This is a genomic window from Enterococcus sp. AZ062 (genome assembly GCF_051715065.1).
Lineage (GTDB): Bacteria > Bacillota > Bacilli > Lactobacillales > Enterococcaceae > Enterococcus_B > Enterococcus_B mundtii.
This window is the reverse complement of the sequence record NZ_JBIOTB010000001.1, coordinates 2,714,298-2,739,876: the sequence shown is the minus strand read 5'-3', so window position 1 is coordinate 2,739,876 and position 25,579 is coordinate 2,714,298. Positions and strand designations below refer to the sequence as shown.

Sequence of the window (25,579 nt, the reverse complement as noted above, 5' to 3'; positions counted from 1 at the left end):
TGATGCTTGAGATTTCATCTGAACATATTTGGTTGAACCAACAGTTTGGTAGCTGGCAAGAAGCCATTCAGCAGATTGGTGAACAACTACTTGAAAAAGGAGTCATCCAAAAGGAATATATCGATGCGATGGTTGCTCGCCAAGAAGCAGCAAGTGTCTATATCGGTAACTTTGTGGCACTTCCTCATGGAAAAGCAAAAGATGAACAGATTGTTGAAGAGGGTATTTTTTTGTTCCAAGTACCTGATGGCGTTGACTTTGGTATCGACGAAGAAAAGAAAGTCGCAACGATTTTATTTGCAGTGATCATGCGAGAAAACCAACAATTAACAAGTTTACAAGAACTTGCCTTTTTTTGTTCCGATGTCGATCAAGTGATGGCATTGAGCGATGCCCAAACAGTAGAGGAAATCCAACAAATCTTAAAACAAGCTGAGGAGTTTTGACGTAAAATACGCGACGACCAATCAATTGATTGGTCGTTTTTTTTTCTATTTTTTTGGGAGAATCTCGCCAAAATCGTAATTATATAGTGAAGGAGGTGCGAGGAGAAGACATCACGTTTTCAGTTGATTTATCTCACTAAGGAAAGGAGTCAAAGAATGAAGAAATCCTCTGAATCACTATTTTTGATGCTACCGATCATTATTTTAATCACGATTTTTTTTCAAATGAAAGTAAGACCAGTCTCGGCAGAAACATTGCCTGACCTCCCCACGTATCAACAAATCACTGCATCAGCCCCCAATCAAACTTTACTTACAGCTGAACAATCAATCCCACCAGATAATAGCTGGACAAGTTTCAAAAAAAACTATCAATTAGTCCAAAGGGCCAATGGGAAATTGATTACTATTGGCTCGACGAATTATATTGAAGCGGCGATCCATGAACATTCTCCAAGATTGGCTGATCCATTTGCAAATGAAAGTGTCGTTGTTGATCCAGCGATCCATATCCCTCATATCGATATCCATCTATCTAATGGTGGCAGAGAAATTGGTTGGTACGGCAAGCGAGTGAAGGGAGAGATTGCGCTTTGTCTGGAACAAGGAGTAGCGCTGAATATCGGAGAAAATAGCGGGTATAATTCAAGTATTCAAAATACAGAATTATTGAAGAAAATTTCTTTGATCAAATACTATGGGGTGATTGCGACAAACTACACGATGGAAAAAGAATTGATGACGCAACTCCTTGCTTGGGAGCAACAAGGAATCACCCCCACCAGTATTTCTGGTGTTTTGACAATGAACGATTACCAAACATTCAAACGAACAGTGATGGAACAAGTGGAACGGTTCTATACCCAACCGAGTTTTGATGGACAAATATTGGATATAAAAGCTGGCGAAAGCCAAACATTGACCGACACAACAGGAGCATTTTCGAATTATAGCTCATCGCCTGTTCAACAAATCAATGGAGTAACCATTGAAAAGCAAGGGAATCAAGTAACTGTCACTGCATCGAAAGAGGCGTCGGCGACAAGTGAGATCGCATTTGATTATCATATCCCCAGTAGTTATCAAGGAGCAATCGTCGTGTACCAACATCCTTATACACAAAATATGGTAGTCGGTAGAGTGCCGCAGCTGACAAGAACTTCCTTTCAGTTACGCGTGCAAAAATATGGACATGCAGGTATCCGCAAAGTCGATCAACAAACAAAACAACCATTAGTAGGCGCCGTTTTTCGTTTCACGACTGCGGATGGACAGATAAAAGAATTGACGACAGATTCTGATGGTGTTGCTATTTGGCATGATCTACTCGTTGATACGGTTGTTACGATTCAAGAAATCAAAGCGCCAGAAGGCTACGTTTTAAATCCAACGCCCCAGACTATCACTGTCAAAGTGAATGAATTAACGAGTATCACGTTAGCTAATCAAGAACAGACAGCTAATTTGATGGTCATCAAAGAAGATGCAGAAACAGGCAATCAGCCTCAAGGAGGTGCCCAATTGATCGGAGCTGTGTATCAATTAACGGACAAAGACGGAGAAACAGTTGCGGAATTGACGATGGAAGAGGTTAATGGAAGTGCATCAGCTGAGCTAAAAGGGTTAAGACTAGGAACCTATTATTTACAAGAGACCATTCCACCGAAAGGCTATAACTTAGATCCGACGATCTACCCTATACATTTGACCTACGCAGGACAAAATGAAACAGTGGCTATCCATAGTAAAACAGTCACTGATCGCGTCATCAAGGGTCATGTCGAAGGGTATAAATTTGGTTCAAAACCTCTTATCCCCACTTCTATCTTCGAAATTTTACACGCATTAACAACCAATCAAACGAATCATAAACCACCACTCGAAGGAATCGAACTAACAGCCACCGCTCATACCACAGGAAAAGAATATGTCCAAGTCACTGAAAAAAACGGCTACTTTAAATTTATCGATTTACCCTATGATACGTATACGATCACTGAAACAAAAGGAACGGATGGCTATTTGATCATTGAACCATTTGAAGTGACGATCAGTGAGGAAGATTATACACATTTCTTTTTATTAGAAGATGAAATCATCGAATCACGCGTACATCTCATCAAGATCGATCAAGAAACAGGACAACAAATTCCCTATGCTGGCGCACAATTCAAGATTTTTGATACTTGGGCGAATGATGGACAAGGGGCATTTGTAGCAATGACGCGTCCGAATGATACAGAAAAAACTGAGATTTTTGAAACGAATCAAAAAGGGGAATTAGTGACAACTGAGAGCTTACCTTGGGGCGTGGATCGCTATGAGCTTCATGAAGTCAAAGCGCCAGAAGGCTATCTCCCGTTAGAAGAACCATTGATTTTCAGTGTAACAGTGGAAAATCATAGTGCATTGATTCGCTTAGAAGTCCCTAACCGTTTAGCAAGACAACCCATTGAGTTGATCAAACGAGATCGCTTGAATGAACAACCTTTGGTGCAAGTACCATTTGGCCTATATCAAGTAGAAAAATCAGAAAATGGCGAGGAAAATCTTCAATTTATTGAAGAATATCTCACGGATGATGAGGGGAGAATCGAAGTAGGCGATTTGCCCTATGGCACCTATCAATTTATTGAAGGAAAACCATTAGAAGGGTATTTACCATTAGAAGAACCTTTAGACTTTTCAGTAACTGTTGAAAAAGATGGTGAGTTGATCGTATTAGAAGCCTATAACGAACGAGAAAAATTAGCATTGACGAGTTTGTTCACATCTCTCGATGGAAGCAAGGAGCTTGACCCAACCAAAGACAATCAATTGAAAGACGTAGTCTGGATCAAAGGAGCAGCCATTGAAGTCGGTCATACGTATACCGTAGTGACGCAGTACCGAAAAGGTGACACCGGAGAAGTCATCAACGAAGCAATCTCAACCTACACAGCAAAGAGTAAAGAAGATCAGTTTGAAGTTTTTCTGGAACTGAAAGCCAATACGCTAAAAGCCAATGATCAGCTGATTGCCACTCATATTTTGTACTACGAATCTGAACAAGAAAATGAGGTTGCACGTGAAGATGATCTGACTAATAAAGAGCAGACTGTTTATTTCAATACACCAAAAAACGAGAAAAAAGAAGAAGCGAAAAAGCAGGATAATACTCGGAATTTACCTAAAACGAATAGTCGTACTTCTGTCTCTCTAGTAGGGCTAGGTAGCTTATTTCTAGGAGTGAGTGGTGTTTTGATCTATCAACAAAAAAGGGGTGGGTTGAATGACTAAAAGGAAAAAATACATGAGATTTGGCTTGTTCATATTCAGTTGTTCAGTTGTTTTATTAGTTACTGGTTGTAAATCACAACAAACAGAAGTCTCACCAACAGTGGGGCCCGCTTCAAACAAAACGAAACAGGCAATCAAAGTGAAAACACCAGAGGAGAGCCATCTGAAAAAAGAGGAGAACTCTTCTCAATTGTTTGAGTTTGCTTCTCAATTTCGAAAACCATTGGCTCTCCCCGCTGAAGCAACAATCAAGGATGAAACCAATCAGCTGAGGATCGCTTACCTTGAAGCAACAACAGTACCTCAAAGTCTAGAAAATTCAGTATCAAGAAGCAATCTCACGCATCGCCTCGCAGAAGACGAACAAAAAGTTACGCTATCGGAGGTTGTAGCAATTCCAGAGAGCGACAATCACTGGCAAAGTCCCTACGTGCATGTAAACGACCCATTGCAGATCTTACCAAGAGGAACAGCAATTGATCCCTTTACCTATTTTACTGTTGTTCAAGGAAGTGATCCCGTTCCAGTGATCCATTATACGCCCGTCAATCCTAACGAATCTGGCTATCAAGTGATGCAGATCACAGCAACTGATTCAAAAGGGAAAGTGAGTGTTGCGACAGTCACATTTCTGTTTAATCACTCCCCGACCATTCAACAAGTAAGACAAAGTCATCACGCTACGATCGGTTCAAGTATTGACTTATTGGCTGGCATTTCCGCTCACGATGAAGAAGATGGTGAATTGACCGCAGAGGTTCAAGTACAAACCACACTCCAGACAGAAAAAGAAGGAAGCTATGAAGTGATTTATTCTGTGAGTGATCAATTTGGAGCAAGTGCCAACCTGATAAGTAATATTACGATCACCAATGAAGCACCAATAATAAGTGGGCCGAACCAACTGATTTTACCTGTTGATCAATCATTCTCTTTATTTGATTATTTCTCCGTAAATGATCAAGAAGATGGTGCCATCAATCTTACTTCGGAAAACATCTTAGCATCCAATCTTGTCCCCTATGTACCAGGAAACTACTTCGTAAGAATTGGGAATGTCATTGACCGTTATGGCAAACGAGCGGCAGAGCGTACAATCTATGTTCACCTAACAAATGAAGCGCCGACTGTTACAAATACGCATATGACTCTTCCTGTATTTAGTGAACTGAATAAAGAAAGCTATCTAGCAAAACTATTTCTTGCAGATCGTGAAGATCCGGTTGATCAATTACAAGTGGCAATCGATCTGCCCTTTTGGGAGAAAATCGACACTTCCCGATTAAATACCTATCGTTTTCCTCTTCAAGTCCAAGATACGCATGGAAAAATCACCAAAACCTTTGGGAGCATCCAAGTAATCAATGAACCACCTGTATTTTCTGGGATAGAGGATAAGAGAATCATTGTAGGCGAAGAAAAGCCAGATTTATTAGCAGGGATCTCCGTGTCGGATCGTGAAGAGAGTATTGGAATAGAAGATGTTGAGATCATAGAAGAAATCGCTTGGGATACACCTGGAAGCTATCCTGTTTATTTGACGGTCAAAGATACATTTACAGAAACGACAGTATCTTTTCATGTCATTATTCAAGACAACAATCCAGAAATGCCAGAGAAATTGGGAGAATAAGGAGAAACTAAACAGCAGTGATTTTTATATACAAATATCCACAAAAGTAGTTTTATGTGCTGTGGTTTTTATGAGAGGAGAAATAATGATGGAGCACCAAAGCATATGGCAGAAAGATTAGGGGGTTCTGTGCAAACGCTACAACGTTGGGCTAACGATGGTATGTTAAAAGCACATCGGACACCAAAAAATCGAAGATAGTATACAGAAGACCAGTATTTAACTTACATCAAAGGCGATAAAACAAGTGGCAAAAAGAACATTGCTTACGCTCAATTGTCTAGTGTCGGACAAAAAGATGACTTGAACAATCAAGTGGAGTTTTTGAGAAATTATGTAAATGGAAAAGGCATAAATTTAGATGATGTATTTGTGGATATTGGCAGTGGTCTTAATTACAAGCGCAAAAATGGAGTCTGTTGTTAGACGAAGTAATGGCGGGAAACATAGACACCATTTATATCACATCCAAAGATAGATTTGTACGGGTTAAAAACATGGGCAAAGTTTCGTATGACGATTATTGTATGTTATAACCCAGATTATAGCCACAACAGGAATTAGTTGAAGATTTAATTTCAATCATTCACGTTTTTAGTTTCCGTATTTATGGAACTCCGTAAGTATAAAGATGAGATTGAAGGTGATGAAGTTGTTAGTGGCATACAAAACGGAAATTCTTCCAACAGAAGAACAAAAAGAAATTATTAATCGAACCATTGGCGTTGCACGTTTTGTAAAGAACTTTTACATTTACCACAACCAAGAAGTTTACAAAGCAAACGGAAAGTTTGTATCAGGTATGGATTTTTCAAAGTGGTTAAATAACGACTACATTCCGAACCATCCAGATAAGCTGTGGATCAAAGCTGTTTATGCGAAGTCAACGAAACACGCGATTATGGAGACAGAAAAAGCCTTTAGAAAGTTTTTTCAAGGAAGAGCTAATTTTCCTAAATTTAAAAAGAAGAAGCACCAAGATGTATCGATGTATTTCGTGAAGAACGATAAAAAGACAATCATCCGTTGTGAGCGTCATCGGATAAAAGTTCCCTCTTTGAATTGGGTAAAACTGAAAGAAAAAGGCTATATTCCTAAACACGATGACAAACATATCATAAAGAGTGGCACCATCAGCCAACAAGCAAACCGCTACTACCTGTCGGTCATCGTGGAACAGGACTGTACCGCTCAAGTACTGAACGATACTCCTACCGAAGGCGTGGGTATCGACTTAGGATTAAAAGATTTTGCGATTCTTTCCACAGGGAAAACCTATAAAAATATCAATAAATCAGGAAAAATTCGTAAAATCGAAAAACAAATAAAACGACAACAACGCAAGCTGTCGAGGAAATACGAAAGCGAAAAAAAGCGTGTCAACGAAAAACAATCAAAGAGAGGAGAAGCTACTCGCAAAAATATTGAAAAACAAGTCTTGAAAGTACAAAAACTTCATAAACGGTTGACAGATATCCGTAGGGACAGAGTGAATAAAATTGTGTCAGAGCTAGTAAAAACCAAACCAGCTTATATCACAATTGAAGATTTGAATGTCAAGGGGATGATGAAAAACCGGCATCTTTCAAAAGCTGTGAGAGAGCAATCTTTCTATGCTTTTCGTAAAAAATTAGCAGATAAATGTAAAGTCTATCATATTGAGTTAAGACTAGTCGATCGATTCTATCCTAGCTCGAAACGATGTCATGAATGTGGGCATAAGAAAGTGGATTTAAAGCTATCTGAGCGTACCTATCACTGTGAGAAGTGTGGATATGTAGCAGATAGAGATTATAACGCGAGCATGAATTTGAAAGATGTGAAGGAATACAAAGTGATTGCATAAGATCGGAACTTTGCATATGTACCGATGGCTTAGTCGGGAATTAACGACTGTGGAGAATGAGACAAACCGTAGTAGTGTGGAAGTGACGAGGCGGCATTCGATGAAACAGTAATTCTAACTACGTGAAGTAGTAGAGAAATCTCGATATAGATATATTTGTCTATATTTTGAGTAGCAGATGCAAATGGATTATTTCAATCAAGCAATGTCTTTATTTTCCAACGGGGTGATTACTGCAGGAAGCTTACTGACCGTTTGGGGCATTATCCAATTAGGCGTTGCAATCAAAGAGCATAATGGGCCAGGGATGCAACATGCCATTTTTCAAATCGTTGGGGGTGCTGTGATTTTAGCTGCTGGTGCGTGGATCACGAATATTTCAATGTGAGGAGCGAAAAAGGATGGACGGTGCGATCGAATTTTTACTACAAACGATTGCAGAACAATTAAGTTTATCGACGAATCATAAAAATAGTCTTTTACAAAATCTCGAACACTATTTGCCGGAAATCTATCATTACAGTGTGACGATCATGGAAAGTGTCATCAAACCTATTGCTTATTCCCTATTAGGTTTTCTATTGTTGATCGAATTTCAACAACTCGCACATCGACTATATGGCAAGCAGTCAGAGTTTGGTGGACTGGATCTTTTCTTGCCATTGTTTATCAAAATCGGATTGACCGTACTGCTTTTACGTCACTTGATGGTTTTCCTCAATGCCATTATGGATGTAGGTATTTTTGTTAGTCAAGGAATCAATCAATTGGAGATCCGAGGTGTGACAGATCAGACAATGGATATCTTCAACGTGATGGAGCAGATCGATCAGCTAGGTTTTTTTGAAAAAATGGTGTTGTTGATGATTTTACTCGTTCCCTTGATTCTATCGATCATTGTTAGCGTCCTTGCTCAAGTGCTGATCTTTTTACGTTTTTTAGAAATGTATCTTTATTTGAGTATCTCACCTTTACCGATTGTCGCTTTAGTGAATACAGAACTTGGTCATGTTGGAAAGAATTTTTTTAAACTATTTGGTGCGGCATCTTTACAAGGTGTATTGCTTTTTATCGTTTTGAACATCTATCCATTATTAGTGAGTACTGTTTTTTCATTTGATGAGACGCAGGGGATGATTGCAGTGATCAGTGCGATTGTCGGTAATTGTTTGGCACTATCCATGTGTTTGTTTTACACCATGAAATGGTCGAAAGCGATCATCGTTGCGGCCTGAGTGAGAAAAGGAGTGTGAAAAATGGCAATTGAAGTCGTGATCAGAAAAGAAATCAAAGAATATCAAGAGAAGATCTTTTTTGGCTTCTCTTTAAGACAGGTTATCGTTATCGCATTAGCTTTAATCGTGATTTTACCGGTCGGTCTAGTTAATCATTTTATTTGGGGATATTCAATTGATGATCTAGGAATTGTATTGATGTTTTTTACTAGTCCGATTTTATCGGTGGGGTGGATCAAAAAAAATCAGTTGCCTTTAGAAAAATATCTTTTTATTCGTTGGCGCCATCTTATCGCAACAAAGCACTATCCATATCAAAATGCTCGGTTGGAGGAAGATCATGAAGGGATTTCAACGAGGAAAATCAGTAAAACAGAGAAATATCGAAGTGAAAAAGGGAATTAAAAAGTCTTCCTTAACCAAACTATTACACAAGCAAAAGAAAAAAAGAGGAAAAAAAGAACGAAAATCAGCACCAGCCAAACATGCACAAAGGAAGATTCGTTATGAAAAAATGTATGAAAGTGGAATTTGTGAACTCACTTCTGGACGATATTCAAAAAGTATCCAGTTTTCAGATGTCAATTACCAAATTGCACCTGTAGAAGACCAACAAGCTATTTTTCAAGGGTATTGTACCTTACTAGATAGTTGTGATGACCGAACACATCTAACGATTACCTTGAAAAAAAAGCGAATGGAACAAAAGGAACTTGAAAAGCAATTGTTCTATAAAGAAACAGGGGAGAGACAGGACATCTACCGTCGAGAATTGAATGAAATGCTTCGACGAACCATAACAGAAGGAGGAACGAATTTTAGCAAACAAAATCTATTGACCTTCAGCACGCAGGCCACTGATTATGACCAAGCCAAGCATTCCTTGACACGTATCGAACAACAACTTAGTCATAGCCTTTCGGAAATCGAATCAAGTAGTCAAACACTTTCTGGCAAAGAACGGTTGCAACTGCTCCATGAATTGATCAAACCTAATGAATGGTTTCAGTTCAATTATACAGATTTAGTTTATAGCCGTTTGTCGACAAAGGCAGTGGTTACCCCTGCAAGTTTTAGCTTTAAAGCAAAAGACTATATCGAAATTGGCTCAGACTATGCCCAAGTCCTTTATTTGAAAGATTACCCCACCAAACTTTCAGATAAATTGATCTTAGAATTAATGGATATTGGCGAAGAGTTGTGTTTATCGATCCACATTGAACCAGTGGATTCTGAAAAAGCAAATCAGTTGGTTCAAATTAAAAAAGCTTATATGGAAGGAGACAAAACAACTGCTGAAAGAAAAGCGACACAAAAAGGCTATGATCCTTATTCAAGTATTCCGTATGAATTGACCAATAGTATCAAGGAAGCCGAAGCTTTATTAGACGATCTAGTCAAAACCGGCCAAAAATTATATTTTGTTACCTTACTCGTTTATTTCCGATCTCAGACCAAAGAAAAACTAGCTGATATTGCGGAACAAGTCCAACATGTTGGACGTAAAAATCGTTGTCATTTCAATGCATTAGACTATCTACAAGATGAAGGATTCAATTCAGTCTTACCTTTAGGCAAAAATTGGATCGAACAACAACGGACGCTGACGACAGAAAGTACAGCAATTTTTATTCCATTTTCAGCGCAAGATCTTGATCATATAGATGGCAAATATTATGGGCAAAATGAAATGACCAAAAATAGTGTAAGGATCGATCGTAAGCAACTAAACACGCCGAGTGGCATGATTTTAGGTAGCTCTGGTTCAGGCAAAGGTGTAGCAAAAAAATATGAAGAAATCACGACGTTACTTAAAAATCCCGAAGATGAAGTCATTTCGATTGATCCGGAAGATGAGGATACGATCATCGGCAATGATTTTGAAGCTCAAATCATCAATATCGCCCCTAATACCAATACATTCATCAACTTACTAGATATTTCAGAAGACTTGAGAGGAGAGGCAGATCCAGTAAAATTGAAATCTGACTTTTTGTTGACTGCTTGTGAAGCTTTGATCGGTGGTCCAACTGGTTTAAACTCAGCACAACGATCGATCATTGACCGTGTCACGCGATTGACGTATTTCAATTTTCAAAAAAACTCAGAAAAATCAGCACCGACATTGGCGGAAGATTGGTTTCCGCTTTTAAAAGAACAACCGGAAAAAGAGGCGCAGACATTGGCGTTAGACTTAGAGTTATATATCGATGGTTCACTTTCGATGTTTTCTAAACCAACTAATGTTTCTTTAAATAAACGTTTTGTGATTTACAATACGAAACAACTAGGGAACCAATTGAAAACTTTTGGGATGATGGTTGTTTTGGAACAAGTGTGGAATCGGGTCGTTCGCAATCGAGACCGAGGAATCACTACTTGGATCTATATTGATGAAATGCAACTCCTGTTAAATGATCCCTACTGTGAAAATTATTTTTTTGAACTATGGAGCCGAATCCGTAAATGGGGCGCGATTGCCACTGGTATTACCCAAAATGTCGAAACCTTATTATTATCAGATAAAGCACGCCGAATGTTAAGTAATACTGAATTTATCATTATGTTGAAACAAGCGAAAAGTGATCTAGATGAGCTGTCTTCTTTGTTCAATCTTTCGTATCAGCAACAAAAACAATTGCTCAATCCTATCAAAGGGGCAGGGCTGATACGCGCAGGCAACGCCATCGTTCCCTTCTCCAATACTGTTGATCCAACAACAAAACTTTATGAATTGATCACCACTGATCCTGTCGAACGTCACAGATTACGACAGGAAGTATCGCCATGAAGAAACATCAAGTAGGCATTGAAGAGACCACGAAAGCACGAAGTAAACGAAGGAGTAACAGACATTTTCTGCGTAGAAACACCAAAGATCCTCGCAGAGTCATGCTTGACTACCAGAAAAAAATAGTTGATTTCTCTTTACTTGGAAATAAAACTTCGATCAGTAGTAAAGTCAGCCTTTACCTATTTGTTGGTGTTAGCATTCTCATATTTTTTCTCTTTTTCAGTATGATCGGCTTCGTTTCGTCTGCTACGATCAAAATCAATGAGCTTGAATTGACGAAGGTCTGGAAATATTTGACCGAATTGGATGCGGAATTGACACTAGAATTAAACTCAACTAAGAGTTCGATTCTAGTAAATGAACGAGTAGTGGCTGCAAATGAAGTCGTGATCAGGACTGACATTGAAGAGGTGCTGATTTATTTAGATATGGTTTATGGCGATGACCAATTAGGAAATCCAGATGTTCTCAAAGAAACGATCCAAGGATTGCATGAGCAGATGTGGCAAGTAGACAGTGACGGGAGACAAATCGAAGTAACATCACAGCCATTGTCGCAAGTGATCACTTGGACGCCAGAGTGGAAAGAACGTAGACAGCTGTTAGCAGAAATTGGTCTTTATGCAAGTTTGACTGAATTAAGCAATCCATTGAAAGAAACAGACTCTTTACGCATAAAACAACGCTTTGGGTATTACGTAAGCAATCAAGAAAAAAGCTTACTTGAAGGACTGCTCATCCAGACAGAACCGAAAGAAAGTATAGTCGCTGTGATCGCTGGAGAAATTACAAGAGACCGAGAGAACGTAACCATCACAATGGACGATCAAACCATTACTTATCATGATGTAGATCTAACAGCTACTGAAGGACAGATGGTATCGGTGGGTACAGAGATTGGGCGAGTAAAACAAGAGGAACTGCATCTGTCTTACCAGAAAAAAGGTGAAACCGTCAATCCAGCTTTTTATCTCCCCAATGTAGTCGATAACAATGAGACACAGCTTGATCCCATTGAAACAGATACTGCATTCAATGAACAGAAATTTCGAGAAGTGATTCTACTACATTGTCACGCATTTAGTGATCATGCAGAAACAATCATCCAAGAAGCTAAAAAGAATAATATCTCCCCCATTGTTCTAGCAGCCATCATGATCCACGAAACTGCTTGGGGGACGAGCGAAGGAATTCGAGAAAAGAACAACCCCGGTGGCTTGATGCGAGAAAATGAGTTGCTTTCCTACGCCACACTTGAAGAAGGGATTGCCGCCACCGCTCGAACACTAAACCAATTGATCGTGAACCAAAGACTGCTGACAGTCGAGCAACTCGGAAGTGTGTATTGTCCTGTAGGTGCAAGTAATGATCCCCTGGGATTAAACCAATACTGGGTACCGGCGATCAAAGAATTATTTGTGCAACTGGGTGGCAGTAAAGAGATGAGCTTACTCTGGCAATCGAATCACACAGTGGGTCAAGAGGTGTTGACACAAGCCAGAACATTGTATCGTCAAAACGTTCAATACTCACAAGGCTTTGAACGAGGCACCTTTCCTTATCATGATTGCTCTTCTTTTGTTTTATGGGCGATGAGAAGTGTCGGCTTGCCTGTGCCACTAGGTAGCACTGAGACATTGTATTCTTTGGAAGGGACACTCCTGGTACCGATCAGTCGAGAAGATGTCAGAGCCGGTGATTTGTTTGTATGGGGGAAGAAAGGCCACTCTTTAGGTAGTTATGGGCATACAGGGCTATTTTTAGATGATGGTGGTAAAACGATCCTTCATTGCACACCTGCTACTGCACGAGGGTATGGTCAAGAAGGCGATATCGTCATCACTCCATTTGAAGGCTATGCGGGTGATCTCCAGCTGGCGCCTGTTTATTTCTATCGATTGTTGGGAGAAAACAAATGAACCCGAAATCCAGATTTCTTTATCTTATTATTGTTTTCTTACTGTTTAGCAGTGTGACTTTTAGTGTTGGCCGGTCTATAGGCTTTCGTTCACAAGAGTCTGAACAGAAAGCTGGCCCAGTTTCGGAAGCACAAGTCAGAGAGTTTTTACAAGCTTATTATACGTTTGAAACAGTCGGCGACAATTACTCTGCATATGTTGATGCTCTTTCTAACAAGATGAAAGATAAAGTAAAAACAGAACAAGGTAAAAAAACGCATAGTCCGCAGCGTTTTGGCTTCAGTCGCTGGCTCAAAAGCGAGCATTATTTTAAACAAACGAACGAGGAAATGGTTGAAGTCCTCTGTTTGGTTGATTTTACAACGTCTTTATTGAATGAAGAAGGCGGAGTTGTAAAAAAAGATATTCGCCATCGTGAGGGTGTCAAACTGACTTATCTCTACGACACTAAAAATCATCGCTATGTCTTGGATGATCTCGAACAGCTGTCTTCTTTTATGGAAATACAATGATTGAGTAAGGAAGACCTTACAAATGGACGCAACAAAAATGAATGAGGGGAGTGACAACGTATGGCGAAAGAAACTGTAATCATCGATCAGATCCATCACTTACAAGTAAAAGAGACTCAGTTGGATTTGTTTCAGGCTTTGGAAGATTTAGAAACTGAAAATCGACGAGTCTTGCTGGCAAACACACAAGGACAATGTCGCATACGTATTTATGATCGTAAGGGAGAAATGATGATAGAAAAAGTGCTGCAATTTCCTTTGACAGAGGAGATTGAAGAGATCTTAAGTCAACACTGGGAGCAAGAAACAGCCAATACAAAAAAGAAGAGTCAGTTCCCTCATTCAAGCAACACGCTGAAAAAAAATCAGTTGTTACAAATCGATTGGAAAAAAATCATCAAGCGATTACTTCTTAGTGGAGTAATCGTTTTTGCTGTGGTTCAAGGCAACATGTGGATCGAACAAAGAACGAATAATGAGCAAGTGACAACCAAAGAAAATCAGAAAAGTTCATGGCAGTCATTGGTAGAACTAGGTGCATATGAAGAAGCAGCTGAAGAATATCCCGCTCGGTATCAGCAATTGATCGATCACTTAGTAGAAGAACAGGAATTTTCTTGGGTAGAGAAGTTGAATGAGCAAAAGCCAACAGGAAATGCCACCTTTGATTTGGCTTTTTATCAAAACGATTGGGAAACAGTAATTGTGACCCACGTGGAACAATTGACGGAAAAGCGCCAAGTCAAGTTAGCGATTGCTTATTTGAAGCTAGAACAAGTACAAGAAGTCGTTGTCTTGAATCGCCACTTAAAACATCCGGAGGTCACGTTAGCACTGGATCAGTTTTATTTTGAAAAAAGTCTTGATTGGTTGAAAGTAAAAGAAATGGAAAAAGCGAAAGACGCATTTGAACAGATCCAAACGGAAGAATTAAAAGCGGTGATGGCGGCATACATAGAGCAAGGAACGATTATTTTAGATTTCATTACATTCTATGAGGCATCGTCCAACACGTCTGAAAATGTAGCGCTTTGGGAAGAGCGACTGGCTCGATTAGGAGAATCAACGGAATAAAAAACTCACTTTGCAAAAAAGAGTCTAAAAGATCACGAGGATGCGCTTTTTCGTAGGTATATACAAATAAAAAGCTCCCTTAAATGAAGGAAATAATTGTTTCAGCGTCTCTAATCGGTACCAGAAGCCTTTCATCAAATCACTCATTTTGCTCACTCCATGTTTTGGCACAAATGATTGTGACAAAATCCGACTATTTATCTAAACGGTAAGCGGATACAATTTGGTTAAAGAAAGAGATAAAGGAGCGATTGAAGTGGAAGAGACGATACCAAAAAATAAAATTTCATTCAAAGCAAAAGTACAAAAGTTAGGAAGTACCTTATCTAGTATGGTGATGCCAAATATCGGCGCGCTGATTGCTTGGGGTGTATTGACTGCCTTATTTATTCCAGATGGCTATTTACCAAACGAAGCGTTTGCTACGATGGTCGGCCCAATGTTGACGTATTTAATTCCTTTATTGATCGGCTACACCGGAGGGAAAGTCATCGGTGGTGATCGTGGTTCAGTCGTCGGAGCAATTGCGACGATGGGTGTGATCGTCGGGACAGATATTCCAATGATGCTAGGTGCCATGATTATGGGGCCGTTAGGTGGCTTTGCCATCAAGAAATTCGACCAAGTGTTTCAAAAACATATCAAATCAGGGTTTGAAATGTTGGTCAATAATTTCTCCGCAGGATTGATCGGTTTTGCGTTAGCATTGATCGGCTTTTCTGCAATTGGTCCAGTAGTGGATACACTGACGCAAGCAATGGCAACAGGTGTTGAAGCAATTTTAAATGCAAATTTGATTCCATTGACGAGTATTTTTATCGAACCAGCGAAAATCTTGTTTTTGAATAATGCGATCAACCATGGCATTTTGACTCCTTTAGGAACAGAACAAGTGGCTACAGCCGGTCAATCGATCCTATTCTTGTTGGAAGCTAATCCTGGACCAGGTCTAGGTGTATTGTTGGCTTTTACATTATTTGGCAAAGGCGCGGCAAAATCATCTGCACCGGGTGCAATGATCATCCATTTCTTAGGTGGAATCCATGAAATCTATTTCCCATACGTAATGATGAAACCGTTATTATTCTTATCAGTGATTTTTGGTGGGATGACGGGTAGTTTCGTTTTCCAATTGATGGATGCAGGATTACGTGCGCCAGCTTCACCGGGTTCGATCATTGCCATTTTAGCAATGGCACCGTTGAGTGCTTACTTACCAGTTATTTTAGGGATCGTCGCTGCAACAGCCGTTTCTTTCGGGATCTCTGCAGTCATTCTAAAAGCTGATGCGAAAGAAACAAGTGAAGATTTTGAAAAATCAGTGGAAGCGACTCGTCAAGCGAAACAACAAGCGAAAGGAACTGGAACAACTAGTCAGGGACAACCAGCTTTATCAGCGATCAAAAAAATCATTTTTGCCTGTGATGCTGGAATGGGGTCAAGTGCGATGGGTGCTTCCTTGTTAAGAAAAAAAGTCCAAGAGCATCACTTACCTCAACTCGTGACGAATCAAGCCATCAGTCAATTATCTGATGAAGCAGACGTATTGATCGTGACTCAAGTTGAGTTGCAGGAACGAGCAAAACAAAAAGCGCCACATGCTCATTTTGTTGCAGTAGAAAACTTCTTAAATTCACCAAAGTATGATGAGATCATCCAAGCATTAGGAAGTAAGGAAGAAACACAGCCAAACCAACCAGTCTCTACTACTCCAACAGATGATTTGGATTTATCTGAATTAAAAGATATCAAAGAGATTTTACTTGTTCATGACGATCGTGCAGGATCAGCGACAATGGGATTGTCCTTATTGAAAGATATTTTGAAGAAAAACCAACTGGAGATCCCTCTGAAAAAAATCAATATTGATGAGTTGACGGAGCAACCGAATACACTGATCGTTTCAAGAGAATCCTTGTCTGAGGAAGCACGTTCAGTGGCACCGCATTCACTTCATTTTTCAGTGGCGACGATGGTCAGTCCACAAAAATATGAAACGATTGCTCACTATTTGAAAAAAGTAGCGTAAGGAGGAAATAAAATGTCTGAATTAGCATTTGATATGATCGAGTTGAATAAGGCTTTTGCCACAAAGGAAGAGGCCATCCGATACTGTGGAAGAAAATTAGTGGAAGCCGGTTGTGTCGAAGAACCCTACATTGACGCAATGGTGGAACGTGATGCGATGTTATCCGTTTATATGGGGAATTTTATCGCGATCCCTCATGGAACAGATGAAGCCAAAGCATTCGTAAAAAAATCAGGGATCTGTGTGATCCAAGTGCCAGATGGTGTCAATTTCGGCACTGAACAAGAAGAGAAGATTGCGACAGTCTTGTTTGGTATCGCTGGCGTAGGTGAAGAACATTTGCAATTAGTGCAACAAATCGCTCTTTATTGTAGCGACATGGACAATGTTGTCCAGTTAGCAGATGCACTAAGTAAAGAAGAAGTCACACACAATCTAGCAATTGCCTAAGGAGAGAAGACGAATGAGAGCAGTACACTTTGGTGCCGGAAATATCGGCAGAGGATTTATTGGAGAAGTTTTAGCTGAGAATGGGTTTGACATCACTTTTGTTGATGTCAACGAACAGATCATCGATTCATTAAATGAAAAAGGACGTTATACGATCGAACTAGCTGACGAATCGAAAAAACAACTTATCGTTGAACGCGTTCGCGGATTGAACAACCAAAAACAGCCTGAACAAGTGATCAAAGAAATAGCACAAGCAGATCTTGTGACCACAGCGATTGGTCCCAATATTTTACCATTTATTGCTGAACTGATTGCAAAAGGGATCGAGCAAAGAGAACAAGAGGGCAATCAGCAACCGCTAGACATCATCGCTTGTGAAAATATGATTGGTGGCTCTGAGCATCTAAAAATGGAAGTCTATAAATATCTGTCAGATACTCGCTTTGCAGATCAATCGATCGGATTTCCGAATGCAGCAGTGGATCGCATCGTGCCGATGCAACAACATGAAGATCCTTTGTTTGTGCAAGTGGAACCTTTTAAAGAATGGGTCATTGATGATACGCAACGAAAAAATAAAGAGATTTCGTTAAATGGCGTACTATACGTCAAAGATTTGGAACCATATATTGAACGAAAACTATTTAGTGTGAACACAGGGCATGCGACTGTAGCTTACACCGGTGCATTATTAGGATATGCAACGATCGATGAGGCAATGCAAGATTCATTAGTCGTTGCCCAACTAAAATCAGTGCTACAAGAAACAGGAAGCTTACTGGAAGCAAAATGGGGCTTTGATAATAAACAACATGAAGCCTATATTGAGAAAATCATCCAACGTTTCCAAAATAAATATATCTCAGATGCCATCACTCGGGTAGCTCGAACGCCTTTACGTAAGTTAGGCTATCAAGAACGCTTTACTCGTCCGGTTCGGGAATTGCAAGAATACAATTTGACTTGTCCACATTTGACAGCTACGATGGGGATCATTTTCAACTATTATGATCCTGAAGATGAGCAAAGTCGTGAACTGCAAGAGATGAAAGTGCGAGAAAATATGGATCAGTTGATCCAAGAAGTCACAGGTATCCATGATCCGACAACGATCAGTAACATCAAGCAAAACGTGATGCGTTATGCGAAACAAGTGGCTTGATTGAGCTGATTGATGGTTAGGTGTATTAATTCTAAATAAAAGTATATTTAATAAAGATGCAAATAAAAAAGTGATTGAAATGATAGAAATATTCATTACAATCACTTTTTTTATGTACAATCATAGGATATTTTATCTACATTTTTTGTAAATGTGTAACATAGAATAAAATTAGTTCCCGATATCTTTACCTCTTTAAGATATTTATTCCAAGATATTATGGAAGTTCGTTTATGTATTCTAGAGTATAAAAATGACTAATGATAAAAACAACTTCCTAATTTTTTATATCGTTATTATAATTTTTAAAATAATGTATTCAAACATAATGAAAATATTAATTTAGGCATACGTTTATGATTCCAAAACATCATTTTATTATTTTTTTTTAAGTGTGAACAGATTATATGTTAGTGTAATTTTGATAAAAAATAAAAAGAGAAAGGAGTTTTTTATAAGAAAAGTTGTTTTGTAAATTATTTAATGGTTGTGCTTACTGATAATTAACATGTAAATTTTATTAAATCAGTATATACCATAAAATAAAGAAAAAAATATTGTGTAACTGCAAACAAAAATATTTGGTTTGTGATAGAGAGGAAGAAAAGTAGATGGATAAAATTAGAGGGTCTCAATTTAGAAAGTGGGATTTACACGTACATTCTTTACATACATTTATAAATAATAGATTTGGGTACAATAAGGAGAACAAATTGGATTATTTCCAAAAATATTTCGAAGTACTAAAAGAAAATAATATTGAAGTCATAGGACTAACTAATTATTTTAACTTCACCGAAGATGATTTTGAATTAAAAAAATTTTTAAATAGTAAAGGTATAGTAGTTTTTATGAATTTAGAGGTTCGTCTTGCAAATTTAAATAGAAAACATGAAGTATTTGATTACCACGTTATTTTTGATGATAATTTAGAAAATCAAATAATTAAAAACTTGTTAGCTGAATTAAAAGCATCTATTGGTTCAAAAGATAAGGCGTTCAACCTTTTGACACAGAGTGAAATTGAGAAAAATGCTGTTATTTCATTTGATCAACTAAAGGATAAACTACAGAGAAACCCAGATTTAAAAGGCAAATATTTAACTGGATTTCTTTCAAGGGGACATGGGAGTGCAACAAGTGGTTCAGATAGTAGAGGGCAGAGTGTATATGAAGATATATGTAAAAACTCAGATTTTATTATTCATTCAAGCTGTAATGATCCAAGCAAATGTACTGATCCGAATTGCAGACATGGTAATTTAAATAAAGATAGAAATTACTGGTTAAATAACGCTAAGTATGTAAAACCTCTACTACAATCATCAGATGCTCACTCTTTCGAAGATATTGGAAGTAAGTATTCATGGATAAAATCAGATAAAAGTTTCGAAGGGTTAAAGCAAATTTTATTTGAACCAGAAGATAGAATATGCTTGGATATAGCGAAACCTCAATTAGAAAAATTTGAATTGGTTATAGACAAAATTGTATTTAAAAATAAAGAACTCTATTTATCAGAAAATTTAAACTCTATTATTGGCGGGAGAGCCAATGGGAAGTCCACGTTATTAAATTCGATAGCCAAAAAATTAGGAGAAAATGTATCTGATAAAAACTATACATTTGAAGATATCGAAAATTTTAAAATTATATGGAAAGACGGGGAAGAAAATAATGATAGGAAAATTGAATATATTCCCCAAGAATATATGTTTAATTTAGCTAATGAGAATGAAGGACTAAATAAACTAGTTAAGAAAATCATTTCATCCAAAAAATTAGATAACAAAATAGAAGAATATGAAACCGAATGTAAAAGCGTAAATCTAAGAATTCAAAGTTTATTAACAAAATATTTTACTGATATCGAATTACTAAAAGAATTACAAAAACCAGAAGAAGAAAAAGGAATTACTGAAAAAAGAATAAAACAATATGAAACTGATAGAGATGAGATATTAAGTAAAAATAATTTTACACAAGAAGAAAAAGAGTTATTTAGCCAACAAAGTAGTGAAAAGGAAAACTTAGAATTAGAAATAAGAATATGCAATGCACAGAAAACACTAATTGAGAATCTAACCATTCAGAAAAGTATTATTTTAGGCGATATTGTAAAACTAGATGATGCAATAAAAGAAGATTTATCAAAATTTACTATGGAAATTAATAAGGAACTTATAGATAAATTCAACTATAAGATTTCACAAATTATGAACTCTTTGGAAAAATCAATTAAGATTTCGGAATGTAAAGTTAAACAAATAGAAGAAGGAGAAATTTTTTTGAAAGGACTAAAAATTTCTCAAAGCAATGTAGAGTTAAAGTATTTAAACGACTTAATAGATAATGAAAATAAAGTCTTAGAGGCAATTAAAGAATACGAAAAAAGCAAAAAAATTTTGGATAGTGAAATTAATAACTCTAAAGATAATATAATAAAAGAATACAAGAAATACAGGATAGCAAGAGATCAGCTGGAAAAAGAATTTAATATTTGTGAGAATGATTTGAAAATGGCTTTAGAATTTAAACAAAAGAATTTTTATGAAGAGTTTACCTATATCAACGGGCAAGGTTCCGCAAAAGATATATTTGTAGATAATTTGCAATCTAACTTCGAAAACGAAGTAGATAAAATATTTGATAATAACACTTTAAAATTTAATAATAATAAAACGAAAAATGACTTAATTCGTAATTTCTACTCAAATAATTTTTATAAATATGATTTTAAAATAATCTATCAAGAGGATGAATTTAAACAAATGTCACCAGGAAAAAAAGCTTTTGTAATTCTTAAGTTAATTCTAGAATTCTCAGAGAGCAAGGTACCGGTTTTGATTGATCAACCAGAAGATAGCTTGGATAACAGAGCTATATATAATGAGCTAACAAAATATATAAAGGAGACCAAGAAAAAAAGACAAATAATAATTGTCACGCATAATCCTAATGTTGTGGTTGGCTCTGACTGTGAGAATATAATTGTAGCCAATCAACATTCAAATAATTCTAAAAATAAAGATGCAAGAAAATTTGATTATATAAACGGTGGATTGGAAAATAATTTTACAAAAGATAGCGACTATGTTCTAGAGAAACAAGGTATAAGGGAACACATATTTGAAATCTTAGAAGGGGGGATGGAAGCATTTGAAAAGCGAGAAAAAAAATATAATGTAAAATTTTAAATAATAAAGTGTCCAAAATTTAAAAGAGGGAGTGCAAAAGTTAATTATTGGCACTCCCTCTTTATTTATTCGATCTTTTTACAGTTGAACGTTCAACACCAATCATTTGATCGGTGCCGCTGCAACTGTTGGTAGATCAAGTTCTTTTCCATAACGTTTCTCTAATGCTAAGCGAACGAGACGCTCCGCTAAATGTTCATTACGTGCTAAGATCGGACCATGGAAATAGGAGCCGTAAACGTTGCGGTAAATGACACCTTCTGATTGATCTTCCCCATTGTTTCCTTGACCTTTGACGATTTTTCCCAGCGGGCGTTCGCCTTCGCCAAGAAATGTGCGACCATTATGATTTTCAAATCCATAATAGGTTTCGTTGAACTCTTCGTTGTGGATCACGATGTCACCGATGAAGCGATTATTCTCTTGGCTTAAGGTGTAATGATCCAACGCACCGATTCCTTGGATTTTTTCACCGTTTGCGCCCATATAATAATGACCAAGTAGTTGGTAACCGCCACAAATCGCAAGTACGACACCATCATTTTCAATGTAATTAGTCAATGATTCTTTCTTTTCTTGAATGTCTTTTGAAATGATCATTTGTTCAAAATCTTGACCACCTCCAAAGAAAACTAAGTCATATTTATCTGCCTCAAAGGGTTCATGGATGCTGACGATCTCAGTATGAGAAGTGACCCCCATTTTTTTGGCGATATATTGGAGCATCAACAAGTTGCCATTGTCACCATAAGTATTCATCAGATTCCCATAGAGATGGGCAATGCGTAATTCGTAGTTAGCCACGATTCATGCCTCCTTTGATAAAGCCTTGACTCGCTAATTCTTTTCGTAATTGTAAGACAGCTGTATAGGTCGCTAAAATGTAGACATGATCTGTCGGTAGTTGCTTGATTTTTTCAATGACTTCAGTCAATTCTTTTGATTGTGTCAATTTGTCCTCAGCGATACCTGCTACTTTCAAACGTAGTGCCATATCTGTATGACGATCGCCTCCAGCAATCACAGCGGGGATCTCCATGTCTGCAAAACGTTCAAATTCTCCGTCCCAGATCCAGCTCACATCGATCCCATCTGCGTAGTTCGCATTTAATAGGGCGACTAGTGAAAATGGATAAGGTGCATGGCCCATCATGTCAATGACTTGGTTGATCCCTACAGGATTTTTGACAAGAACTAGTGTACAAGACTTACCATCGATCTCAATAACTTCTTGACGGCCGAATACTTTTTCGTCATAGCCTAAGCCTTGTCTGATTTTTTCAGGAACGACACCATAATATTCAGCCACTGCTGTAGCTGCTAAAGCATTATAGACATTGTACATGCCACCAACTTCGATACCATATTCATTACCATCGATGACGAAATCAGCTGATTTGTTGTCCATTCGTTTCATTTCTGTCAAACGATAATCCAGTTCTGGACGTTTAAAGTCACAATTTGGACAATAGTATTTACCTAAGTTTGCATAAGTGATCATTTTGTAGTGCAAGATGTGATGACATTTCGGACACAACACGCCATCTGTATTGTAGTGGGCCATCTGTTCATGCTCTTCTTCGTGATCAAATCCATAATATCTTCTAGGGTTGACGGTCTCAACTGAATTGAAGATCGGTGAATCGCCATTACTGATAATCGTAGCATTTGGTGATTTTGCGGCACCATCCACGATCATTTTATAAGTGGTATAGATTTCCCCGTAACGGTCCATTTGGTCACGGAAAATGTTTGTAAATAAAAATAGTTCAGGTTTGATGTATTCAGTCACTCTGCTTAGACTGGCTTCATCGATTTCTAATACCGCAAATTTCTTTTGGCCTTTTCCGGCTTTTGCTTGTAAAAAAGTCGAAACGATTCCTTGGACCATGTTTGCGCCAGTAGGGTTCGTCAAGACTTCATCAAATTGTTGTCGTAAGATATTGACGGTCAAAGCGGTCGTCAATGTTTTTCCATTTGTTCCAGTTACGACGACGACTTGATAGTCTTTTGCTAATGTATCTAAAATATGAGGATCGATCGATAAAGCAAGTTTACCTGGTAAACTTGATCCTCCTTTAAAAAAGGTTTTTAGTCCCCATTGTGCGGTTTTACCAACTGCAATCGCAAATTGACTGCGTATTCCCATTATGTAACCTCCAAAACGTCATAATTACAAATAAATTCAACTAATCATACCATATGTTGAAAAAAAGGTTAAATTGCTTTGTCTTATTTTACAAAAGTTTATACTGTTCGCAAAACAAAAAAGAAAGAAGCAAGAAAACGAAAAACGATCGCTTCCTTGCTTCTCACATATCGGTTTTTTTAGGTAACGATAGACTGTCTTACCCGATAATGATTTTCTCTGTAGGATATTCATAACCTAAATCTCGTGTTTCTTTTGGCACAAATAACATTAATGTATACAACATCCCAATACGTCCAATAAACATCAAAGCACCAATCGTGATTTTACCGACTGTTGATAGATCACCGGTAATTCCTAGCGATAACCCCGTTGTACCAAAAGCAGAAGTCACTTCCACGATAATCGAGATCAATGGTTGTTTCTCCGTGGCAGATAGAAAAAGAATACAGAAGAAGCACATCCCTAAGGAGAGCATAAAAACGACTACTGATTTTCGGACATCATCTTCGTCGATTCGACGACCAAAAATATTAATGTTATCTTCACTTTTCAAAAATGAGTAAAGATAAAGACCAATGATCGCCACAGTCGTGGTTCGGATACCACCACCGACAGAACTCGGACTACAACCAATGAACATCAATAAGGAAAAGACGATCAAGGTGGTGATTTGAAAATCTCCTAGATCATGGATCTGTAAACCCGCATTACGAGTTGTCATAGAATAAAACATTGAATTGATCCACTGGACACTAGGATGGAGATCTTTGAACAGGTGATTTTTTTCAAGTAGAAAAATCAAGACAGTTCCGCTTACAAATAAAATGACAAAGGCGAGGACGGCGAGTTTTGTAAACAAAGAGAACCGAAAAGGAATCTTGGCTTTCGTTTTTCGATACAAGCGCCATTCTCGAAACTCCATCAATACCGGAAAACCGATTCCACCAATGAAAATCAGGAACATGATCATAAATAAAAAAGGATAGTCATGTTCAAATGGCTTGATCGACTCACCAGTAATATCGAATCCCGAATTTGTGACCGCGGAAATAGCTTGATAAAATCCATGGAAAACGGCTTCGTGCCAATGATCGAAATAGCCGCGAATATAGAAATAAACGGAGAACAAGGCACCAAATAGCAATTGGAACCAGAGCAATATGACAAAAGTGATCCGAATCAAACGAACGATACCAGATAAACGTGGTTGGTTCATATCTGTCATGATCAATTGTCTTTGACGTAAGGTGATCCGTCGCTTAGAAAAGATAATAAATGCCGTTGAGATCATCATGATCCCTAAACCACCCACTTGAAACAACACTTCGAGTAAAATAATGCCATTGTTATTAAAAATCGCGTGGATGTCAAATGTCGAAAGACCAGTGACACTGATCGTACTGATCGCCATAAAAAGCATGTCAATAAATGAAGCATGACTACCCGGATTTCGGAAAAATGGGATGTAAAACAAGCCCAAAGAAATCATAGTCATTAAAATATAATAAAATACGATAATTTGAATAGAAGAAAAGTGACTAGAAGCATATCTTGCACTACGCCTTCGCCATTTCCGAAAAAAAAGATTCAATTGCACAAATTCGATCCTCCTTGTTAGATGTTTCTTCCAGTATACCGACAATAAAATAAATACACAAAGAAATAATAAAACTAAAATTTACTAGGATTTTAGTTATTGGAAAAGTGTCTTATAATAAAGATGACTTTGCGAAAGAACTTGGAGGGAGATCCATGATAAAATGAAGTGTATCAACCAGTCATAGTCTGTCTGATTACGACTAAAACAACATTCGAGTAAATCTACACAAAAGTTTCATGAAAAAATAA

The 25,579-nt window shown here is 37.8% G+C and carries 18 protein-coding genes and 1 pseudogene; 16 read left to right on the top strand and 3 right to left on the bottom strand.

Going from position 1 to position 25,579, the window contains the following annotated elements; all coding sequences use genetic code 11:
- Positions 1-2: 2 nt before the first annotated feature.
- The 16 genes and pseudogenes from IGJ00_RS12800 (at position 3) to IGJ00_RS12725 (ending at position 21,579) form a co-directional block, all read left to right on the top strand.
- Positions 3-446, top strand: coding sequence for a PTS sugar transporter subunit IIA (locus tag IGJ00_RS12800; protein WP_071867859.1), 444 nt, complete (start codon positions 3-5; stop codon positions 444-446).
- A gap of 156 nt (positions 447-602) precedes the next feature.
- Complete coding sequence (locus IGJ00_RS12795; protein ID WP_142433731.1) at positions 603-3,725, top strand: MSCRAMM family protein; 3,123 nt, start codon at positions 603-605, stop codon at positions 3,723-3,725.
- Positions 3,718-5,358: an immunoglobulin-like domain-containing protein gene (locus IGJ00_RS12790; RefSeq protein ID WP_233433735.1), complete on the top strand. Its 1,641-nt coding sequence runs from the start codon at positions 3,718-3,720 to the stop codon at positions 5,356-5,358. Before IGJ00_RS12795 ends, IGJ00_RS12790 begins: the two co-directional genes overlap by 8 nt.
- 54 nt (positions 5,359-5,412) lie before the next feature.
- A pseudogene (locus IGJ00_RS12785) lies at positions 5,413-6,069 on the top strand (IS607 family transposase).
- Entirely contained in the window at positions 6,005-7,204 is a 1,200-nt protein-coding gene (locus tag IGJ00_RS12780) for an RNA-guided endonuclease InsQ/TnpB family protein (protein ID WP_438844586.1), read from the top strand. The pseudogene IGJ00_RS12785 and the gene IGJ00_RS12780 overlap by 65 nt, the downstream one beginning before the upstream one ends.
- 184 nt (positions 7,205-7,388) lie before the next feature.
- Positions 7,389-7,592: a hypothetical protein gene (locus IGJ00_RS12775; RefSeq protein WP_010736645.1), complete on the top strand. Its 204-nt coding sequence runs from the start codon at positions 7,389-7,391 to the stop codon at positions 7,590-7,592.
- A gap of 13 nt (positions 7,593-7,605) precedes the next feature.
- The gene (locus IGJ00_RS12770) at positions 7,606-8,439 is read left to right on the top strand and encodes a hypothetical protein (RefSeq protein WP_071866875.1); all 834 of its coding nucleotides are present in this window, start codon (positions 7,606-7,608) and stop codon (positions 8,437-8,439) included.
- Positions 8,440-8,460: 21 nt separating this feature from the next.
- Complete coding sequence (locus tag IGJ00_RS12765) at positions 8,461-8,844, top strand: PrgI family protein (RefSeq protein ID WP_071866876.1); 384 nt, start codon at positions 8,461-8,463, stop codon at positions 8,842-8,844.
- Positions 8,828-11,230 carry a VirB4-like conjugal transfer ATPase, CD1110 family gene (locus IGJ00_RS12760; RefSeq protein ID WP_373865797.1) on the top strand — a complete coding sequence of 801 codons (2,403 nt, stop codon included), beginning with the start codon at positions 8,828-8,830 and terminating at the stop codon, positions 11,228-11,230. Before IGJ00_RS12765 ends, IGJ00_RS12760 begins: the two co-directional genes overlap by 17 nt.
- The gene (locus tag IGJ00_RS12755) at positions 11,227-13,152 is read left to right on the top strand and encodes a peptidoglycan amidohydrolase family protein (RefSeq protein WP_071866878.1); all 1,926 of its coding nucleotides are present in this window, start codon (positions 11,227-11,229) and stop codon (positions 13,150-13,152) included. The genes IGJ00_RS12760 and IGJ00_RS12755 overlap by 4 nt, the downstream gene beginning before the upstream one ends.
- Positions 13,149-13,664: a hypothetical protein gene (locus IGJ00_RS12750; RefSeq protein WP_071866879.1), complete on the top strand. Its 516-nt coding sequence runs from the start codon at positions 13,149-13,151 to the stop codon at positions 13,662-13,664. Before IGJ00_RS12755 ends, IGJ00_RS12750 begins: the two co-directional genes overlap by 4 nt.
- Before the next feature lie 60 nt (positions 13,665-13,724).
- Entirely contained in the window at positions 13,725-14,738 is a 1,014-nt protein-coding gene (locus IGJ00_RS12745) for a hypothetical protein (RefSeq protein WP_195475638.1), read from the top strand.
- Between the two features lie 256 nt (positions 14,739-14,994).
- Positions 14,995-16,767: a PTS mannitol-specific transporter subunit IIBC gene (locus tag IGJ00_RS12740; protein ID WP_108173556.1), complete on the top strand. Its 1,773-nt coding sequence runs from the start codon at positions 14,995-14,997 to the stop codon at positions 16,765-16,767.
- A gap of 12 nt (positions 16,768-16,779) precedes the next feature.
- Entirely contained in the window at positions 16,780-17,217 is a 438-nt protein-coding gene (locus IGJ00_RS12735; RefSeq protein ID WP_019723779.1) for a PTS sugar transporter subunit IIA, read from the top strand.
- A gap of 13 nt (positions 17,218-17,230) precedes the next feature.
- Entirely contained in the window at positions 17,231-18,382 is a 1,152-nt protein-coding gene (locus IGJ00_RS12730) for a mannitol-1-phosphate 5-dehydrogenase (protein WP_071866882.1), read from the top strand.
- Positions 18,383-18,993: 611 nt separating this feature from the next.
- Complete coding sequence (locus IGJ00_RS12725) at positions 18,994-21,579, top strand: TrlF family AAA-like ATPase (RefSeq protein WP_086335126.1); 2,586 nt, start codon at positions 18,994-18,996, stop codon at positions 21,577-21,579.
- A gap of 102 nt (positions 21,580-21,681) precedes the next feature.
- On the opposite strand, the gene IGJ00_RS12720 is transcribed toward IGJ00_RS12725, so the two are convergent.
- The 3 genes from IGJ00_RS12720 to IGJ00_RS12710 all read right to left on the bottom strand — a co-directional run bounded on the left by IGJ00_RS12720 (position 21,682) and on the right by IGJ00_RS12710 (position 25,328).
- Positions 21,682-22,383, bottom strand: a complete 702-nt coding sequence (locus IGJ00_RS12720) for a type 1 glutamine amidotransferase (RefSeq protein WP_010736635.1) — start codon at positions 22,381-22,383, stop codon at positions 21,682-21,684.
- Positions 22,376-23,728, bottom strand: coding sequence for a MurT ligase domain-containing protein (locus tag IGJ00_RS12715; protein WP_438844503.1), 1,353 nt, complete (start codon positions 23,726-23,728; stop codon positions 22,376-22,378). Before IGJ00_RS12715 ends, IGJ00_RS12720 begins: the two co-directional genes overlap by 8 nt.
- 199 nt (positions 23,729-23,927) lie before the next feature.
- Positions 23,928-25,328, bottom strand: a complete 1,401-nt coding sequence (locus tag IGJ00_RS12710; RefSeq protein WP_066025797.1) for a TrkH family potassium uptake protein — start codon at positions 25,326-25,328, stop codon at positions 23,928-23,930.
- Positions 25,329-25,579 lie beyond the last annotated feature (251 nt).

Coding starts and splice junctions, on each gene's coding strand:
- IGJ00_RS12770 (WP_071866875.1), top strand. CDS start 7,606: ATGGACGGTGCGATCGAATTTTTACTACAAACGATTGCAGAACAATTA.
- IGJ00_RS12765 (WP_071866876.1), top strand. CDS start 8,461: ATGGCAATTGAAGTCGTGATCAGAAAAGAAATCAAAGAATATCAAGAG.
- IGJ00_RS12725 (WP_086335126.1), top strand. CDS start 18,994: ATGGATAAAATTAGAGGGTCTCAATTTAGAAAGTGGGATTTACACGTA.
- IGJ00_RS12750 (WP_071866879.1), top strand. CDS start 13,149: ATGAACCCGAAATCCAGATTTCTTTATCTTATTATTGTTTTCTTACTG.
- IGJ00_RS12730 (WP_071866882.1), top strand. CDS start 17,231: ATGAGAGCAGTACACTTTGGTGCCGGAAATATCGGCAGAGGATTTATT.
- IGJ00_RS12715 (WP_438844503.1), bottom strand. CDS start 23,728: ATGGGAATACGCAGTCAATTTGCGATTGCAGTTGGTAAAACCGCACAA.
- IGJ00_RS12755 (WP_071866878.1), top strand. CDS start 11,227: ATGAAGAAACATCAAGTAGGCATTGAAGAGACCACGAAAGCACGAAGT.
- IGJ00_RS12795 (WP_142433731.1), top strand. CDS start 603: ATGAAGAAATCCTCTGAATCACTATTTTTGATGCTACCGATCATTATT.
- IGJ00_RS12800 (WP_071867859.1), top strand. CDS start 3: ATGCTTGAGATTTCATCTGAACATATTTGGTTGAACCAACAGTTTGGT.
- IGJ00_RS12735 (WP_019723779.1), top strand. CDS start 16,780: ATGTCTGAATTAGCATTTGATATGATCGAGTTGAATAAGGCTTTTGCC.
- IGJ00_RS12775 (WP_010736645.1), top strand. CDS start 7,389: ATGGATTATTTCAATCAAGCAATGTCTTTATTTTCCAACGGGGTGATT.
- IGJ00_RS12745 (WP_195475638.1), top strand. CDS start 13,725: ATGGCGAAAGAAACTGTAATCATCGATCAGATCCATCACTTACAAGTA.
- IGJ00_RS12780 (WP_438844586.1), top strand. CDS start 6,005: ATGAAGTTGTTAGTGGCATACAAAACGGAAATTCTTCCAACAGAAGAA.
- IGJ00_RS12790 (WP_233433735.1), top strand. CDS start 3,718: ATGACTAAAAGGAAAAAATACATGAGATTTGGCTTGTTCATATTCAGT.